The 17,368-nt window shown below is 63.6% G+C and carries 15 protein-coding genes; all 15 read left to right on the forward strand.

Annotation, left to right across the window (positions count from 1 at the left end; all coding sequences use genetic code 11):
* The first annotated feature begins 10 nt into the window (after positions 1-10).
* From HY737_01075 to HY737_01145, 15 genes are read left to right on the forward strand one after another with little or no spacing between them, the layout of a single operon-like run.
* Entirely contained in the window at positions 11-886 is an 876-nt protein-coding gene (locus HY737_01075) for an NAD(P)-dependent oxidoreductase (GenBank protein MBI4596979.1), read from the forward strand.
* Positions 873-1,562: an HAD family hydrolase gene (locus tag HY737_01080; protein MBI4596980.1), complete on the forward strand. Its 690-nt coding sequence runs from the start codon at positions 873-875 to the stop codon at positions 1,560-1,562. Before HY737_01075 ends, HY737_01080 begins: the two co-directional genes overlap by 14 nt.
* Entirely contained in the window at positions 1,537-2,328 is a 792-nt protein-coding gene (locus HY737_01085) for a class I SAM-dependent methyltransferase (GenBank protein ID MBI4596981.1), read from the forward strand. The genes HY737_01080 and HY737_01085 overlap by 26 nt, the downstream gene beginning before the upstream one ends.
* Positions 2,286-4,163 (forward strand): hypothetical protein, encoded by a 1,878-nt coding sequence (locus HY737_01090; protein ID MBI4596982.1) that lies wholly within the window; start codon positions 2,286-2,288, stop codon positions 4,161-4,163. Before HY737_01085 ends, HY737_01090 begins: the two co-directional genes overlap by 43 nt.
* On the forward strand, positions 4,156-5,463 hold the full coding sequence (locus tag HY737_01095; GenBank protein MBI4596983.1) for an aminotransferase class I/II-fold pyridoxal phosphate-dependent enzyme: 1,308 nt from the start codon (positions 4,156-4,158) through the stop codon (positions 5,461-5,463). The genes HY737_01090 and HY737_01095 overlap by 8 nt, the downstream gene beginning before the upstream one ends.
* On the forward strand, positions 5,460-6,620 hold the full coding sequence (locus tag HY737_01100; GenBank protein ID MBI4596984.1) for a DegT/DnrJ/EryC1/StrS family aminotransferase: 1,161 nt from the start codon (positions 5,460-5,462) through the stop codon (positions 6,618-6,620). Before HY737_01095 ends, HY737_01100 begins: the two co-directional genes overlap by 4 nt.
* Positions 6,617-7,543 (forward strand): glycosyltransferase, encoded by a 927-nt coding sequence (locus tag HY737_01105; GenBank protein MBI4596985.1) that lies wholly within the window; start codon positions 6,617-6,619, stop codon positions 7,541-7,543. Before HY737_01100 ends, HY737_01105 begins: the two co-directional genes overlap by 4 nt.
* A gap of 3 nt (positions 7,544-7,546) precedes the next feature.
* The gene (locus tag HY737_01110; GenBank protein MBI4596986.1) at positions 7,547-8,506 is read left to right on the forward strand and encodes a GDP-mannose 4,6-dehydratase; all 960 of its coding nucleotides are present in this window, start codon (positions 7,547-7,549) and stop codon (positions 8,504-8,506) included.
* On the forward strand, positions 8,503-10,266 hold the full coding sequence (locus tag HY737_01115; GenBank protein MBI4596987.1) for a carbamoyltransferase: 1,764 nt from the start codon (positions 8,503-8,505) through the stop codon (positions 10,264-10,266). The genes HY737_01110 and HY737_01115 overlap by 4 nt, the downstream gene beginning before the upstream one ends.
* Positions 10,217-11,470, forward strand: coding sequence for a glycosyltransferase (locus tag HY737_01120; GenBank protein ID MBI4596988.1), 1,254 nt, complete (start codon positions 10,217-10,219; stop codon positions 11,468-11,470). Before HY737_01115 ends, HY737_01120 begins: the two co-directional genes overlap by 50 nt.
* On the forward strand, positions 11,467-12,423 hold the full coding sequence (locus tag HY737_01125; protein MBI4596989.1) for a polysaccharide deacetylase family protein: 957 nt from the start codon (positions 11,467-11,469) through the stop codon (positions 12,421-12,423). The genes HY737_01120 and HY737_01125 overlap by 4 nt, the downstream gene beginning before the upstream one ends.
* Entirely contained in the window at positions 12,423-14,270 is a 1,848-nt protein-coding gene (locus tag HY737_01130) for a YdcF family protein (GenBank protein ID MBI4596990.1), read from the forward strand. Before HY737_01125 ends, HY737_01130 begins: the two co-directional genes overlap by 1 nt.
* A gap of 27 nt (positions 14,271-14,297) precedes the next feature.
* Complete coding sequence (locus HY737_01135) at positions 14,298-15,032, forward strand: glycosyltransferase family 2 protein (GenBank protein MBI4596991.1); 735 nt, start codon at positions 14,298-14,300, stop codon at positions 15,030-15,032.
* Positions 15,029-16,138 carry a hypothetical protein gene (locus HY737_01140; protein MBI4596992.1) on the forward strand — a complete coding sequence of 370 codons (1,110 nt, stop codon included), beginning with the start codon at positions 15,029-15,031 and terminating at the stop codon, positions 16,136-16,138. Before HY737_01135 ends, HY737_01140 begins: the two co-directional genes overlap by 4 nt.
* Positions 16,075-17,367: a hypothetical protein gene (locus tag HY737_01145; protein MBI4596993.1), complete on the forward strand. Its 1,293-nt coding sequence runs from the start codon at positions 16,075-16,077 to the stop codon at positions 17,365-17,367. Before HY737_01140 ends, HY737_01145 begins: the two co-directional genes overlap by 64 nt.
* Position 17,368 lies beyond the last annotated feature (1 nt).

Raw genomic sequence — 17,368 nt, forward strand, 5'->3', positions numbered from 1 at the left:
GGAGAGCCTCATGAAAACGATCGTGTGCGGCGGTTCGGGGTTTCTTGGCAGCCATCTCGCAGATTTGCTCACCGAATGCGGCCACGAGGTGACCATTCTTGATCGACGCCCATCCACCTACGCCACACCGTCCCAGAGGATGGTGGTCGCAGATATTTTGGACCGCGACGCCGTGGCTGAGGCGCTGCGCGGCACCGATGCGGTCTATCATCTCGCCGGCATTGTGGACCTTGAGGAGGCGGCTGCGAGCCCCTTGGACACGGTTGAGCAGAACGTGCGCGGCACCGTGGGGCTGCTCGAGGCGGCCGTGGCGGCCGGGGTGAAGCGGTTCATCTATGCCAGCACCGTCTACGTGTATAGCCAGCTCGGCGGATTCTACCGGTGCAGCAAGCAGGCCTCGGAGCTGTATATCGAGGAGTACGAGCGGCGGCATGGGCTGCCGTATACCATCTTGCGCTACGGCACCCTCTACGGCCCGCGGGCGGATGCGCGCAACAGTGTGTGGCGATATCTGCACCAAGGACTCACCCAGGGCAAGATTCTCTTTACCGGCACTGGAGAGGAGATCCGCGAGTATGTGCATGTGCGCGATGCGGCGCGCTTGAGTGTAGACATCTTGGCCAAGGAGTATGCCAACCAGCACATCCTTATCACAGGGTATCAGCCGATGAAGACGCGCGACATGCTGCGCATGATTCAGGAAATGCTGCAAGGCCGCGTGACCATCGAGTACGCCGAGCCCCTCGACAATGCGCATTACACGCTCACCCCGTATTCATTTGTCCCGAAGATCGGCAGAAAACTCGTCGGGACCTCCTATATCGACATGGGCCAAGGGTTGCTCGAGTGCTTGCATGACATCCCGGCCGCGCATGATGCCGCGTAGCGGAGCGGGCTCGCCGGCGGTGCGCGCGGTGGTCTTTGATTGCGACGGCGTCTTGATCGAATCCGGCGAGATCAAAACCGAGGCCGTTCGCCTGTTGTGGGCGCCTGAAGGATCAGCCGTGGCGGAGGCCGCGGTGGCGTATCACCGAGCGCACGGCGGAGTCTCTCGCGTGGAGAAGATCCGGTATGTCTATGATCGTCTCCTGCGCCGTCCCTTATCGGCGGAGCGCTTGCAGGCCCTGAGCGAGCGATTCCAACAGCTGGTGTTCACACGGGTGCTGCGCGCCCCATGGGTTCCTGGCGCGCGTGAGGCCCTGTCCCAACTGCACGGTTGCTACGACTTGTTCGTCCTCTCTGGAACGCCGACGGATGAGTTGCGCGCCATCCTGGAGGAGCGCCAGGTCTTGCGGTGCTTTCGGGGCGTGTATGGATCTCCGCCAGGCAAGACCGAGCACCTCAGACGCCTTGGCGAGACCCATGGCTTGCGAGGCGAGGAGATCCTGATGGTCGGCGACTCCTCAACGGATTATGACGCGGCTCAGATGGCGGGGACGCGCTTCATCGCCCGTGCGAGCCTAGGGGATGCCGCAGCTTGGGAGGCGTTGGGGGTTCGGGTGATTTCGGATTTGCATCCATTGACGGATCTGGTGAATGGAACAGCTGTTTTATCAACGTGAGTGGCAGGGCATTGCCTTTAAGGAGCTTCCCGGCGTCGACTGGTCGGCGTGCGCCGCCCGAGGGTTTTATGCGGCCTTTTATGAGCAATTGCTCTCCCGCAGCTTCCAACCAGCGCCCGAGTGGGTGGAGAGCAAGCGCCGGATCGGTGCCTGGCTCGCCTCGACGATTCGCGCTCGGGCGGCTCGGGGTGTTGCACCCCGCATTCTTTCTGTCGGGGCCGGCTTAGGGATCGTGGAACGGGTGTTGGACGAGGCGCGCTATCATGTGGATGTGTTGGAATGCGAGCCGCATTCGCTGAAGCACCTGCAGTCGCATCTTCCGGGTGCCGGCGTAATACTAGGCGATGCGCGGCACATCCCATGTCGGACGGGAAGCTACGATGCCGTGTACATGTCAAACGTCGACTATTGCTTTGATCGATCCGGCTACACGCAGGTCTGGCGGGAGATGGGGCGCATCCTGCGGCCCGGCGGTCTCGCGGTCTGTGTTTCATCGTCCAATCTTTCCGTGCGGGCGGTCGCGCGCGGGATTCGACGACGATGGCTCAGAAGGTCGGTTCGTGGTCCGAGTCATCTCGTCTGGGGGTATCGGCGGACCGTGGGCGAGCATGTGCGCGCCGGCCGCCAGGCTGCGTTGGTGTGTGATGCGGTGTATGTGTTTGATCATGAGTTCAATCCTCGAGCCATCCGGCCAGCCGCGTCTGTGCGGCTCGGATGGCCAACATGGGCGGACGCAGAGATTGCGGTCGTGTGTGTGAAGCGATGATCGTCATTGCGGCGCACCAGGTGAAAAAGCGGTTGGTCCAATCGGCCAAGATTTCTTCCTGGTGTTATTTAGGGACCGATCTAGCGACCCGGACGCGGATCAGCGCGCTGATCCCCCAGGCCGTTTCGGTCAGCATTGGCGAGCCATTGAACGACATCGCGCTCGAGCTGAAATCTTCATTCGTGGACTGGATTGCCGCGATCGGAGACGCGCAGCGCCTGTCGCCCCGCTGGTGGGGATCCAAGATGGCTTCGAAAGTTCCCGTGCAGACCGATCTGTTTCTCCTTGTCTGTTACAGCCAACTCATCCGCGCGTGGGGATGCGGTGAACGCGTGGCACCGGCTGAGCTGATCGTGGTGGAAGACCCCTGGCTGTTCGGCCTCTTGCGACGCCACGCCGCGATGGCTCCACGCCTTGAGTTTCGCGGCGGCGCAGGCACGCTGCGTGTCGTGCTCGATGCGCTGTATTGGCTGGCCAAGATCCCATGGAGCGCGGCCTTTACCGTGCGGTGGGCGCTCCAAGCCATGATGATGACTCGCGCATCCTGGCGCGGGGCCAAGAGGCCAAAGGCCCCCTGCGGAGGCGAGCGCGGCATTTTCCTCTATACCTGGATCGAGCCGCGCAGTTTCACATCGGATGGCACGTTGCATGACCCCTATACCGGTCGGCTCATGGAGCTCCTCACGCGTCAGGGGGAACGCGTCAGACGCCTCACCCCGATCAAAGTTCCGCAACGGTTGCTCGCCCGGCTTCGTCGCGATGCGCCGCAGACCGTGCTGACCGCGCGGTATCTGCGCCTCAGTGATGTGCTGTTGGCGGGGATGACGTGTGTGCGCATCCGCGGAGTGTCGCGGCACGCGATCTTCCGCCAGCTGAATTACACCGCGCTGCTGCATCGTGAGCTGCTGAGGGAATGGGGAGATCCATCATTTGCGTATACCTGGCTCTTCTACCGGGCGATGCGACGGCTTGCGCGCGAATGGAAGGATGCGGTGAAGTGTGTCATCTACCCCTTTGAGAACCAGCCGTGGGAAAAGCTGCTCTGCCTGGCGTTTCGGCAAGAAGCGAGCTCCGTGCGGCTCATCGGGTACCAGCATGCGTTGATCCAGCCGCTGTGGCTGAGCTATTTTCCTGGAAAGACCGAGTTCGCCGGGGCCCCGATGCCGGATCGCGTCGTCACCAACGGCCCTGTCAGCTTTCAGCTGCTCCGAGCCGCAGGCTATCCGGCCAAGCAGCTCGTGGACGGCGGGGCGCTGCGGTATGAGCATCTGTTTTCCGCCTCCTCTGCGCCTCGTGGCGATGCGTTGCGCTCCCCAGACACGCTGTCGGTGCTGGTCGCGTTGCCAATTTCCCAGGGGCAGGCTCGCGCGCTGCTGCACGATTTGCTCGAGCTTTTTTCTGCACCATGGATGGATGAACGGCGCGCCAGTATGGTGCGGTTCATCGTCAAGCCGCATCCAGATACGCCGATCGCTCAGGTCATGGGTCGAGCGACGTTCCCGGCGTGGTTCACCCTGTCGGAGGAGCCGCTGACATCGCTGCTGGCGCATACGGATGTCTATCTCGCCGCGACCTCCTCCAGCGCCCGCTGGGAGGCGCATGCGCTGGGGCTGCCGGTGTTGAAATACACGGATGAGTTCATCGATCTTGATCGTTTAGAATTGCCGAATCTGCCGCGAGAGATTCGCTGTTCCCGGCAGACGATGAAATCCGCATTGGCATCCCTCCACCGAGATCGTGTGTCGCGCCCAAGGGTTCGTCCCCCATCGAGACAGATGCTGGAGCAACTCTTCTCCCCGGTGAACGCCGATGTCTGGAGCGCCGTCGTTGCCTAAACCCTTGCGTGGAGTCCGGCGCCTTCTCAACGAATGGCAGGAGGTGGTTCTCCGCCGCGGATGGTTCCGCTATGATTTTTTCGACGGAACGAACCGCCCCGGACTGATACTCCGCTACCTCGCAAGAGCGTGGCGCCAGGATTGGGTCGCCGCGTATGAGCAGTCCCTCGGTCGCACGTTCGACACCCCGCCGGCGATCACCTTTGGAGCGGGACGGATGGCCTTGTACGCGATCTTAGAGGCGCTCGATATCGGGCCGGGCGATGAGGTGATCCTCCCGGGGTACACCTGTGTGGTGGTGCCGAATGCGGTTCTGTACCGGGGCGCGACGCCGGTCTATGTGGATCTGGCCCCGGACTCGTTTAATCTCGACCCGGAGGCTGTTGAAGCAGCGATCACCCCGCGCACCAAGGCCGTGCTTGCGCAACATACCTTTGGCCAGCCCTGTGACATCGAGGCGATTGCGGATCTTGGCCGGCGGCACCGTCTTGCCGTGATTGAAGATTGCGCCCATGCCGTGGGGGCGTCATGGAACGGCCGGAGGGTGGGGACGTTTGGTGATGTCGCCTTCGGATCGACCGACCACACGAAGATGTTTTCAACCGTGGTGGGCGGATTCGCCTGCACGTCATCGGCCGCACTGGCCGCTCGCCTTCGGGCCATTCAGCGGCGCGCGATGCCGCTGCCGTGGTTTTGTCAGATACAGATGATGCTGCAATATGTTGTGCTCGCGGTGCTGTACCATCCCCATGTGTATTGGGCGGCGCGTCCCGCAATCGAGCTGCTTGAGCGTTTTCGGGTGCTGTTTGCGTTCCGCGACGAACTCGCCACACGGCGTCCGGCACGGTATCCGGTGACGCTCTCGAACGTTCAAGCGTTCCTCGGCGCCCAGGAGCTCCAAGTCCTCGAAGCGAATCTCCAGCACCGCCGAGCGCTCGCAAGCCGCTATCGCGATATCCTGGATCCCGGATTACCCATCTCCCCGGAGGGAGCCTGGTTGCGGTATAGCCGGCTGGTGGCCTCGCCTCAGGAGTGGGAAACGCGTCTTGGGAAATATTTCGTCGTCGGCCGCTGGTTTTCCTCCATCGCCAACGGCCGAACGCGCGACTGGTCTGCGATCGGATATGTTCCAGGCCGGTGTCCGCGAGCGGAATACGTGGCCGACCATATCGTGAATTTTCCGACGCATCCGCGCATCGACGAGCAGGCCATACAGCGCTTTCGTCGTCTGGTCGCCCGCTCCGGATTGTCCGTGTCCCCGACGATCGCACTGCACACAGCCGTTGAGGCGCCGTCATGATCCCTGTGAGCCGTCCGTCCATAGGAGCCCAAGAACTGGCCGCGGTCCGCGAGGTGTTTGACACCGGGTGGCTCGGGTTAGGGGCCACCACCGCTGCCTTTGAAGGCGCACTCTCGCAGCGTTTCGCCGGCCGCCAGGTGGTGGCTGTCAACACCGGCTCATCCGCGCTGCATGTCGCGCTCGCCGCCTCCGGCATTGGCCCGGGGGACGAGGTCATGGTGCCGTCGCTGACCTTTGCGGCGTCGGTGCAGGCGATCGTGGCCACAGGGGCGACACCGGTGTTTTGCGAAAGCCATGAAGAGACCTTGCTGATGGATATCGATGATACCATCAGCCGCCTGACCCCCAACACGAAGGCCATCATGCCGGTGCACTACTGCGGCCAAGCCTGTGACATGGATCGGCTGCTCGCCCTGGCCGGCGAGCGTGGTCTTCTCATCGTGGAGGATGCGGCCCACGCGTTTGGGTCAACGTGCCGCGGACGCCCCATCGGCAGCTTCGGGCATCTGACGTGCTTTAGCTTCGACCCGATCAAGACGATCACCTGCGGCGAAGGCGGCGCGGTCGTGGTTGAGGATGGCCGAGTCGCGGATCGGATGCGCCGCATGCGCCTGTTGGGGATCGATCGGGATGCCTGGCAGCGGTCGAAGGGCGCGAAGAGCTGGTCGTACGAAGTGACAGATCCTGGGTTTCGCTACCATATGCCGAATTTCTGCGCGGCCATCGGATTGACGCAGCTGGACCGTCTTGAGGAGATCGTGGCCAAGCGGCGCGGCATCTGCCGCCGGTATGATGAGGCCTTCCACCGCCTGCGCGTGGTGCGCCTGCTGAAGGTGGACTATGCCGCCGCGGCTCCGCAGCTCTACATCGTCAAGGTCCCAGGAGACGCGCGCGATGGCTTCATGGCGTTTTTGCAGGCGCGCGGGGTCGGGACCGGGGTGCATTACCTCGCCAATCATCGCCAACCCTTCTTCGCCCCGTTTGCCAGGGGACCGCTGCCGCGCGCGGAGCAGGTGGCGGAGCAGATCGTGAGCCTGCCCTTGTTTACCGACATGACCGATGAGGAGGTGTGCGCGGTGATTTGCGCCGTGACCGCCTGGGATCAGCAGGCGGCAGATTCGCCGGCCGCTTGGCACCAGATGGGGCGCGTGGCATGAGCCGCCTCAGCGTGAACCTTTGTTGCTATAATTCGGAGCGCTTCCTGGAGGAAACGCTGCGGAGCATTGTCACGCAGACCTATCAGGATTGGGAGTTGGTGATCATCAATGACGGTTCGACCGATCGCACCGAGGCGATCATTCAGACGTTCATCGCGGAAGGCTGGCCCATCATCTATCACGCGCAGGAGCACCAGGGGCTGCCGCAGGCGCGCAATGAGGCCTTGCGGCGCTCCTCCGGTGAGCTGATCGCGTTCACCGACCATGACGACGTCTGGTATCCGCAAAAATTAGCCCGCCAGGTGCCAGTCTTCGAGCAGGACGAACGGATCGGCCTGGTCTACAGCGATTGCCTGAATTGCTTGGATGATGGGTTTACGTTCCGGCAATACCAGAAATTGCGGCCGGCGACCGGCGACGCCTATCGCGCGCTGCTGAGCCGATATTTTCTGAGCCTCCAAACGGTGGTCATCCACCGCCGCGTGTTGCGCGACGGCGGCGAATGGTTTGATCCCGAGTTTCAGCTCTTGGAGGATGCGGAGTTTTTCCTCAGAGTGGCCTCCCGGTGGCGGCTCGCCTACGTGCCGGAGTCGTTGGCGCGGATCCGGATGCATGCGCAGAGTGCGACGCGCACGCAGCCTCGGCGGATCCTCGATGAGATGCACGCCTTGCTCGAGAAACAGCGGACGCTGCATCCCCGGTTTGATCAGGAGTTTTCGCGGGAGATCCGCGCCTTCCGGCTGGATCTGGCTCGAGCGGAAGCGCGATGGGCCTGGGCCCGCCATCAGCGCGACCAAGCCATCGCCTACCTGAAGCCGTATCGTTATCGGCATCTGGCGGCGTGGAAGGATGCCGCCCTCATGCGGTGGCTGTCGCTTCCGCAGTACGAGCGGCTCCGGTTGTTGGTAGGGCGGGGCGGCTGACCGATGCCGTTTCGCGCGCCCACCCGCGTCATGATCACCGGAGCCACGGGATTCGTGGGACGCCATCTCGCGGAGGCGCTGATCCGGCAGGGTGCTGAGGTCGTAGGCTTGAGTCGACGACGCACAACGGATAAGTTGTCCTTAGGACCAGACCGGCCGCGATGGGTATGCGGAGATCTTCACGATGAGGCATGGCTCAGCGAGGTGCTGCGCGCGGCGCGGCCCACGCACGTCTTTCATTTGGCCGGCGTTTTGCCTGGGGCCCCGGGAGGCGCGGCGGCGCAATACGAGGCGAATGTCCTGCTGACGGTCCAATTGCTTGAGGCGATTCACCGCCTCTCGCTGAATCCCTGGATCATGGTGGCCAGCTCCAGCGCCGTGTATGGCGACATGGAGCCGAATGAGCCACCACTGAGCGAAGATCGGCCGTTTCAGCCGAGATCGCATTATGCCGTGAGCAAAGCCGCCCAAGAACTCGCCGCGCTTTCCTACACGCTGATGCACCGATTGCGCACGGTCCGCGTGCGATCCTTCAACCTCATCGGACCGGGGCAGCCGAACACGTTGCTCACCTCGCATCTGGCGTATCAGGTCGCCCAGGCGCGCGCGGCGAACATGCCACGCGCCGTTCGCGTGGGCAATCTGTTTCCGCGTCGAGATTATGTGGATGTCCGCGATGCGGTCCGCGCCTATCAGTTGCTCGCCGAGCACGAAACAGAAGGCGTGTTCAACGTCTGCAGCGGCCGCAGCGTTTCGGTGCAGGAGTGCGTGGATCTGCTGGCGCGCTGCTGCGGCGAGCCGTTGCAGGTCCTGATTGATCAGGACCGGGTGCGGCCGCAGGAGATTTCGATTCAAGTGGGTGACCCGCAACGATTACACCGCGCCACCGGATGGACGCCGGCCCGCTCCCTTGAGGAAAGCTTGCGAGATCTGCTCGCGTATTGGTCAAAGACTGGGCCATGAATATCCTCGGCCTCTCCGCCTTAGATAAGGAAAGCACCGCGACGATTCTCCGAGACGGCGCGATCGTCGCCGCCGTCTCAGAAGAGCGGCTGACCCGGGTGAAGCAGCAAGGCGGCTTTCCGTATCAGGCGGTGGCGTCCGCCTTGGCCCTCTCCGGCTTGACCGCGCGCGAGATCGATGTGGTCGCCTATCCATTTTTTCACGCGCATGAAGAGCTCGCATTGCTCGGGGGTGCCGCGCTGCGAGATTTGTCCCGGTGGACGGCCAAAGTGCGTTATCGCGGGCTTCGTCATACGCTGCGGCATTACGGGGCGTTTGGCAAGGCGCTAGGGACCGCCTTTCCCAGCAAACTATTGACCTGTGATCGCCAATTGGCTGAGGGCCTCAAGGCCTTGGGGATTCGGGGGCGACGGCGGCGCTACGATCACCAGTATTGCCACGCGGTCAGCGCTTATTACACGTCGCAATTCGACCGAGCCCTGGTGGCCACCCTGGATTGGTACGGCAGCGGAAAAGCCGGAGCCATCTACCTGGCCGAAGGGGGGCGTTTGCGGCTGATCAAGACGATCCATTTTCCGGATTCGCTTGGCGTCATGTACGCTGGGGTGACCTCAGCGCTTGGGTTTATCCCGGACCGGCATGAGGGCAAGGTGGTGGGTCTGGCCGCGTATGGCGATCCATCGCGATTGGCCCCGGGCGTGCTGCAGCGATTCGCCGCGCGCGCCACCGGCGATGAATTTCTCGATGCGCTTGACCTCTCGGCGATTCGAACGCTTGTGGCCTCACACACGCGAGAAGATGTGGCGGCGGCCCACCAGCACGCGCTGGAAACCGTCGTCCTCAAACAGCTCTCGTGTTATCTGCAGCGGTTTCGTGTCGATCATGTGGCGGTTGCCGGCGGGGTCTTTGCCAATGTGAAACTCAATGAGCGCATTGTGGAGCACCCCGGGGTCGCCTCACTGTTTGTCCATCCGGCGATGGGGGACATGGGCAGCGGCACCGGGGCGGCGTTGGCCGCGGCGCTTGAAGCCGGGGACCTCCGGGAGCCGGTGCCGATGGTCTCGGCGTTCCTCGGGCCAAGCGTTGATGAGCAGGCGATCGAAGCCGCGGTGACCCGCCTCGGCCTGCCGTATCGCCATGAGCCGGACATGCCGCGCCGCATCGCCGAGCTGCTCGCGCACGGCAAGATCGTGGGGCGGTGTATCGGGCGGATGGAGTACGGCCCGCGCGCGCTCGGGAACCGCTCCGTGCTGGCCAGCACGGTGGACGCGTCCGTGACCGAGCGGCTCAACCAGAAGCTGCGGCGCAATGATTTCATGCCGTTTGCGCCGGCGACGCTGGCCTCGGCGGCTGGGCGGTGTTATGATCAGACGGAGAAAGTCCGTCACGCGGCGCAGTTCATGACGGTGTGCTTATCGTGCACGCCGTGGATGCGGCAGGCCAGCCCGGCCGCGGTGCATGTGGATGGCACGGCGCGACCGCAGTTCGTGACCCCGGACTCCAATCCGGATTTGCATCAGATCCTCATTGAGACGGAGCGTCTGACCGGCATTCCATCGGTGATCAACACGAGTTTTAACATTCATGAAGAGCCGATCGTGTGCTCGCCGGATGATGCGGTGCGAGGCTTTCTTGAGGCAGGGCTCGACGCGCTGGCGATCGGCAATATCCTCGTGCGCCGCGCGCCCGCGACCGATGACAGAATGACAGATGGACACCATCATATCGCCGCTGCGACGACCGTCGATTCCAAGCGCTGACGTTCCCGGGGAGCCGCACCAGGCGTCTCAGGCGCGATGGCGGATTCTCTTCGTCATCGACTCCTCGCGCTTCGGCGGGGGAGAGGCGCTTGTGCTGTGGCTGCTCCGACGGCTGCCAGCGGATCGGTTTGAATGTTATGTCGCCTGTCCTGGATCCGGGCCGATGGTTGCGCGGTATTCCCGGCATGCTGCCGGGGTCTTCGCGCTGCCGTATCGCGCACTGCTCCATCCCATGGCGCTGTGGCGCATGGCTTGTTGGATCAGACAGCGGAACATCCACCTGGTGCACACGTTCCTCTACACCGGTGACGTGGCCGGCTGGCTCGCGGCGCGATTGGCCGGGGGGCCGAGGGTGATCTCCCATGTCGTGGGGCACAATTTTTCCGCCACCGGGGAGCGAGGGCTTCGACGCCTTCGGCATCAATGGTACGCGCGATGCTACCGCCTGATCTACCGCGGCGCTGATCGCGTTGTGGCGGTGTGCGATGCGGTGGCAGAGGATCTGACACGGCGCGCCGGTGTGCGTGTCGCACCGGAGAAGATCCGTGTCCTGAGGCATAGCGTGATGCCTGAGGATCTTGCGGTGTCCCCGGAGACGCTCAGCGATGTTCAGGCCCAGTTGGGATGGCCGCCGTCCTCCGTGATCATCGCGGTCATCGCCAGCCTCCTGCTGGGAAAAGGGCATCGGTATCTGCTTCAGGCGATGGCATGTTTGGCGCAGCGCGTTCCATCACTTCGCTGCGCCATCATCGGCGACGGACCTGAGCGCGCGGCCTTAGAGGCGCTGGCGGTTCGTCTTGGGGTGGCGGATCGCGTGACGTTTACCGGGCCGCTTGAGGAATCACGAAAAAACGCGGTGATCCATCTGAGCCGGGCGATCATCTTGCCCTCCTTGGGGGAGGGATTGCCGGTGTCCATCCTTGAGGCCATGGCGCTTGGGATCCCTGTCATTGCCACCGATGTGGGCGGCACGCGCGAGCTGGTGGACGATGGGGTCACCGGCTTCGTGGTGCCGCCAGGTGATCCGGGCGCGCTGGCCGCTGCGATGGCTCAACTCGCATCAGATGAGCCGCTCGCGCGCCGGTTGGGCAGCGCTGGCCAGGCTCGTCTGCGCGCCGAATTTTCTCCAGAGGATGCGACCGCGCGCCTCGTGGCGCTCTACACAGAGGTGTTGCCGCCAGCTCAGGGAGGCCGCGCCCCATGATCGCTTCGCTCAAATCATGGCTGGCCTCGACGGCCATCCTCACCGGAGCGACCGCGCGCGCGGCCCGGCGGCAGGGGCATCAGTTGCGCATTGTGATGTATCATGGCGTGCTGCCTCGCGTCGAGGGGCCGAGCGCGTTCGGGAATCTGTTCATCAGCGCCGACCGCTTTGCGCGCCACATGCGCTACCTGCAGAAGAATTTTTGCGTCATATCTTGCTCAGAGGCCCTGGCCGCTAACGGCCGATTTCCAGAACGCGCCGTGATGGTCACCTTTGATGACGGATACCGCCACACCATCACGACCGCCTTGCCGATTCTCCGATCGCTCGGGCTGCCCTCGGCCGTGTTTATCGTGCCCGGCCTCATCGACCGGCAAGAGGGGTTGTGGTTTGACGCGTTGCGGCTGGTGGTGGCTTCACGTCGCGTTCGAGATCCGCAGCGGCGATATCGGGACGAATTGTTTCGGCTGCGCGGGTTGTCATCCGAGGCGTTTGCCATGGCCCGCGATCAGGTGTTGGCGGGCTGCCGTCAGCACCCCTGGGTGCAGGAGCATTCGGAGTTCGCGCTGGCGTCGTGGGATGAGTGGCGTCAGGCCGTGGCTGAGGGGAGTGTTACGATCGGGGCTCACGGATTGACGCATACGGATTTGACGACGCTTTCGCCTGCAGCGCTTCGCCAGGAGCTCTCAGACGCCAAACGACGCATCGAAGAGGAGCTTGGGGTCAGTTGCCAGACGATCGCGTACCCGTATGGCGCATGGAATGCGTCCGTGGCCGCGGCGGCGCGCGAGGCCGGCTATGCCTGCGCGGTCACCACGGAGGATGGGCTCAATACGGCGCAGACCGATCCGTTGCGCTGGCATCGCACCATGATCGGGGATCAGGGGAAGGTTTCGCTGTTTCGCGCGCGCGTCTCCGGCGCGTGGCAGGCTCTTCGGAGTGCTGGGGCCTGATGCTGCGCGGCCGCGACATCCTCTGCATCTCGACGATCGATTGGGACTTCATTTGGCAAGGGCACCAGGAGATCATGGCGACCCTGGCTGCGGCAGGCAACCGCGTGCTGTTCATCGAAAACACCGGCGTGCGCGCGCCGGGGCTGCGGGACATCGGCCGGCTGAAACAGCGGTTGCGGAACTGGCAGCACAGCACCAAAGGTTTCCGCCAAGTGGCCGAGAACCTGTTCGTCTACTCCCCGGTGATTCTGCCATTTCCATATTCGCGCCTCGCGCGATGGATGAATCGGGGGCTGCTGCTGCGTGCGATCCAGCGATGGATGCACGCCGTCGGGTTCCGACGGCCGATCGTCTGGACATTCTTGCCCACCCCGTTGGCGCGCGAGATCATCCGCGCCGTCGATCCTCTGGTGACGATCTACTATTGCATCGACGATTTCGCCTCCAGCTCGCCGCAAGCCCGCCGCATCCGCGCGAGCGAAACCCAGCTGCTGCGGGATGTCAATCTGGTGTTCGTCACCTCGGAGAAGCTGCGCGAGCGCGCCGCGCGCGACAATCCCCGCGTGCACGTCTTTCCCTTCGGGGTCAGTTTCGAGCAGTTTGAGCGCATCCGCGCGGCAGGCAACGGCGATGGAGCGCCGCGCGACCTGCAGGCGCTGCCGCGGCCGGTGGTCGGCTATGTCGGAGGCATCCATCAGTGGTTTGACCAAGAGCTGCTTGCCGCGGTGGCGCGCCGCCTGCCGCATGTGAGTTTCGCGCTCATCGGCCCGGCGCAAACCGATGTGTCCGCGCTCTCGGGTTGTCCGAATATCCATCTATTGAATGCCCGCCCGCATACGGACGTGCCGGCGTACATCAAAGGATTCGACGTCGGCATCATTTCGTACCGGCTGACCGAGTATACGGCGCATGTCTATCCCACCAAGCTCAATGAATACCTGGCGATGGGGATCCCGGTCGTCGCCACCGATCTGCCGGAGATCCGCCGCTTCAATGCGGAGCATGGCGAGTTGGTTGCGATCGGCCGCACGGCCGACGAATTCGCGGACGTGCTGCAGCGGTCGCTGCAGCGGCAGGAGCCTTCGGCGGTGCAGCGGCGCATCGCCGCCGCCCGGCGCAACAGCTGGCATGCGCGCATCGACGCGATGTCCGCGCTGATTGAGGAGCGGTTGCGCGCCAGCGACGCCTCAGCGCAGCGATGGGACACGCTGCTGCGCCGCCTGTACCGGGCGGCCAAGCGCCGAGCAGCGGCAACCGCCCTGGCAGCCATCCTCGTGTACCTGGTACTGTTTCAGAGCCCATTCGTGTGGTGGACCGCCGAGCCGTTGCGCATGGAGCAAGCTCCCAGGAGGGCCGAGGCCATCGTCGTCTTCGCCGGCGGGGTGGGCGAATCAGGCAAAGCCGGCGGCGGCTACCAGGAGCGCGTCAAGCACGCGGTGGATTTGTACGCCCAAGGCTTAGCGCCTCGCATGATTTTCTCCTCAGGCTACACGTTCGTGTTCCGCGAGGCTGAAGTGATGCGAGATCTGGCCGTTACGCTTGGCGTGCCGGAGGAGGCGATCCTGCTGGAAACGCGCGCCGCGAACACGCACGAAAACGCCGCGTTCGTGTCGGCTATCCTGCGCGACCACGGCTGGCGCAGCGCCTTGCTGGTGAGCTCGCCGTACCACATGCGCCGAGCCATGCTGTCGCTGCGGCGGACAGCCCCCGAACTGGCGGTGACCCCCTCGCCGGTGCCTCACAGCCAGTTTTACGCGCATTCGAAGGGGGCGAGCCTTGAGCAGATCCGTGGCATTCTTCAAGAATACGCCTCCATCGTCTACTATGTGCTGCGAGGATGGATCTAGCCAATGCGGCCAAAGATCATTGCGGTGATGCCGGCGTATCATGCCGAGAGCACATTGGAGAAGACGTGGGCGGAGATCCCAGCCGGCGCGGTCGATGAGGTGATTGTCGTCGATGACGCCAGCCGCGATCGGACGGTTGAGATCGCGCGCCGCCTTGGCTTGTCCGTGATCGAGCATCCTGTGAACCGCGGCTACGGCGGCAATCAAAAGACGTGCTATGACGAGGCGTTGCGGCGAGGGGCGGACATCGTGGTGATGATTCATCCCGATGACCAGTATGACAGCCGGTTGATTCCGCTGATGACCGGCTTCATCGAAACCGGGGTCTGCGATGTGATGCTGGGCAACCGCATCCGGACACGCCGCGAAGCGCTGGCGTGCGGGATGCCGGTCTGGAAATACGCGGCCAACCGGGCGATGACGATCGCGGAAAACTTCCTGCTGGGGCAAAACCTGGGCGAGTTCCATTCAGGCTTTCGCGCGTACTCTCGCCGCGTGCTGGAAATGATCCCGTATCACGAGAACTCGGATGATTTTGTCTTCGACCAGCAATTCCTGCTGCAGGCGATCCATTTCGGATTCCGCCTCGGCGATATGCCAGTACCGGTGCGGTACATGCCGGAAGCCTCCTCGATTACGTTCCGCCGCAGCGTCACCTATGGCTTCCAGACGCTCGCGATGTTGTGTTGCTTGGGCATGCACCGGCTAGGTCTTCGGCGCGATCTCCGGTTTGTCCCACGGGTCACGGCTGACACGATATGACGCCTGGTCTCCTGGCGTTCGTGGCGGCGATCACCGCCGTGAAACTGCTCCTCGCTCCCTCATGGGGATGGACGAATGACATTCAATTGCTGCTCATCCAAGCCACGGGACACCCGGTGCCGTACCCGACGGGCAACTACGCATTTGCCGCGAATGCGCTGTGGCTCGCGCGGTCGATGGGCCTGCCATTTGTGTTCTGGATGAAGGTCCCCGCGATTCTCGCTGATGTCGTGGTGGCACTGGTGATGGGAACGATGGCGCGAGGCGGCCGTCGAGTCGTGCTGGCCTACCTCCTCAGTCCAGTGAGCATCCTCCTCTCCGCCTACCATGGACAAGTTCATACTGTGGCGACCGCAGCCGCGGTCATTGCGCTCTGGGCCGCTGACCGAGAACGTCTCGGGCTCTCCGGCATCGCGCTGGCACTAGCCGTTGGCATCCGGCAACACTTTGGAATACTCATCATCCCGCTCGTGTTGCGGGCGAGGTCGCGATGGCTGCCTCTCGCCGCAGGATTCACCCTGGCGTTTGCGTTCGTGGCTATCGCCGTGTGGGGCGGCTATTCGGGTCGATTGGTGAGCCCCCATATCGTGTACGGCGCTTGGGGCTACGGGATGCTGCTGCTTCAGGGTCCTCGGGTGCTTGAGCTCCTCGGTGTCCATGGGGCGATCCGCATGGCCGGCCCGGTCAATCGAGGGCTCGTGGCGTATGGGCCGCTTGTGTCGTGGATCTGGATAGTGGTGTTCATTATTTGGGTTTGGCGGCGACGATCGGCCCAGATCGACCTGTGGCGCGCAGCGCTGGTGTATCTCGTGGGCCAGTATGTGATCAGTCCTGGGTTTGGAGTGCAGTGGCTGATTTGGGCGCTGCCGTTGTGGCTGGTCGTGGATTGGCGCGGGGCCCTCATCTATAGCGGGTTGGCCGGAGCGTTTCTGGCCGGCTCGTATTGGCAGTGGAGCCTGAATGCGGCCTACGGGGTGGCCTCGATCACGGCGAATCTTTCGCTGCTTCGCCGCGCAGATCTGATCGGGGTGGTGCTCGTCGGATGCTGCGGGTTGCTGACGTGGGCGTATTGCGCGAGGAGCGCATGGCGATTCGCGCGCGGATAGCTTCAGGGGTCCTGATCGTGTCGATGGCAGTGGCCGCGCGCCTCGTCCTGGCGGCCGCCGCAGGATTCCACCCGCCGAAGCCGCTGGAGTATTCGGTGATCGCCGAACATCTCAATGCCGGGCAAGGGTTCGCCTTTGAGCAATACGGTGTGACGTATCGCGCCTGGAAAGAGCCGCTCTACATCTATATGCTGGCTGCCGTCATGCGCATGGCCCCTGGCAGCGGCACTGCGCTGTTGATGCTCCACGGAGCGTTCGGCGCGCTAGCAGCGCTCGGCGTGGCCTGGTTGGCTTGGCTGATCTATCAGGACCAACGCATCGCGACCCTCGCCGGCCTCATCGCAGCGCTCAACCCCTTTCTGGTCACCTATGACGCGCGCTGGGTGCATCCGCTGAGCCTGGATAGCCTGCTCTTTGTCCTTATGAGCGGCACGATCCTCTGGGCCGCGCAGCAGCCTCGAGGCGTGATGGGTCGAAGCGTGCTGGCCGGTCTCGTAGCCGGGATCGCGCTGTGGCAGCGCTCGACCTTGCTGATCGCCGGGCTCTCCGCCTGGATGGCGGCGGTCTGGCTGATGCGCGGCACTCGCGCGGCGATGCTGCGAGGCCTGGGGGTGTGGCTTGTGACAAGCCTGCTCATCATCTCGCCATGGCTGATCCGCAATTACGCGCTCTTCGATCGCGTCCTGATGACGACGGATGCGGCGCACGTGATGTGGCTGGGCAACAACCCTGCCTCCAACGGAACCTACTCGGATTCATCAGGACGCAGGGTGATCGAGTTTGCGGATGCGGCCCTCTCGCAGCAGCTGGCGTCCGCGTCAGAGATCGGGCAAGCCGATGCTTTTGCAGGGGCGGCGTTTCAGTTTATCGCGGACCACCCGGGGCGTTTCGCGCAGTTGACGCTGCGGCGGCTGTGGGCGTTCGTGTGGTTTTCTCCCAACGCAGGGGTCGACTATGCGCCCTGGCAGGATGCCATCTATCGGCTGACGTATCTGGCGTCTCTGGTGGCGGGGATTTGGGGAGGGAGCCTCTTCTGGAGGCGGGCCGGGGACGGTGCTCGTCGAGCCATCCTCATCCTCGTGGCGTCCGTCGCAGGCATCGCCGCGGTCCATGCCGTCACCGCGATCAACTTGAAGCACCGCGTGCCGCTGGAGCTGCTGCTGGCGGTATGTGCCGCGGAAAGCCTTCGGTGGTGTCTGCGGCGTGGATTTGCTAAAATACAAGTTTGAA

Source organism: Candidatus Omnitrophota bacterium (genome assembly GCA_016209275.1).
Classification (GTDB): Bacteria; Omnitrophota; Gorgyraeia; order Aquiviventales; family Aquiviventaceae; genus JACQWM01.

Excerpts from the sequence above, each read along its gene's own strand:
- HY737_01075 (MBI4596979.1), top strand. The coding sequence starts at position 11 with ATGAAAACGATCGTGTGCGGCGGTTCGGGGTTTCTTGGCAGCCATCTC.
- HY737_01080 (MBI4596980.1), top strand. The coding sequence starts at position 873 with ATGATGCCGCGTAGCGGAGCGGGCTCGCCGGCGGTGCGCGCGGTGGTC.
- HY737_01085 (MBI4596981.1), top strand. The coding sequence starts at position 1,537 with ATGGAACAGCTGTTTTATCAACGTGAGTGGCAGGGCATTGCCTTTAAG.
- HY737_01090 (MBI4596982.1), top strand. The coding sequence starts at position 2,286 with ATGGGCGGACGCAGAGATTGCGGTCGTGTGTGTGAAGCGATGATCGTC.
- HY737_01100 (MBI4596984.1), top strand. The coding sequence starts at position 5,460 with ATGATCCCTGTGAGCCGTCCGTCCATAGGAGCCCAAGAACTGGCCGCG.
- HY737_01105 (MBI4596985.1), top strand. The coding sequence starts at position 6,617 with ATGAGCCGCCTCAGCGTGAACCTTTGTTGCTATAATTCGGAGCGCTTC.
- HY737_01110 (MBI4596986.1), top strand. The coding sequence starts at position 7,547 with ATGCCGTTTCGCGCGCCCACCCGCGTCATGATCACCGGAGCCACGGGA.
- HY737_01115 (MBI4596987.1), top strand. The coding sequence starts at position 8,503 with ATGAATATCCTCGGCCTCTCCGCCTTAGATAAGGAAAGCACCGCGACG.
- HY737_01120 (MBI4596988.1), top strand. The coding sequence starts at position 10,217 with ATGGACACCATCATATCGCCGCTGCGACGACCGTCGATTCCAAGCGCT.
- HY737_01125 (MBI4596989.1), top strand. The coding sequence starts at position 11,467 with ATGATCGCTTCGCTCAAATCATGGCTGGCCTCGACGGCCATCCTCACC.
- HY737_01130 (MBI4596990.1), top strand. The coding sequence starts at position 12,423 with ATGCTGCGCGGCCGCGACATCCTCTGCATCTCGACGATCGATTGGGAC.
- HY737_01135 (MBI4596991.1), top strand. The coding sequence starts at position 14,298 with ATGCCGGCGTATCATGCCGAGAGCACATTGGAGAAGACGTGGGCGGAG.
- HY737_01140 (MBI4596992.1), top strand. The coding sequence starts at position 15,029 with ATGACGCCTGGTCTCCTGGCGTTCGTGGCGGCGATCACCGCCGTGAAA.
- HY737_01145 (MBI4596993.1), top strand. The coding sequence starts at position 16,075 with ATGCTGCGGGTTGCTGACGTGGGCGTATTGCGCGAGGAGCGCATGGCG.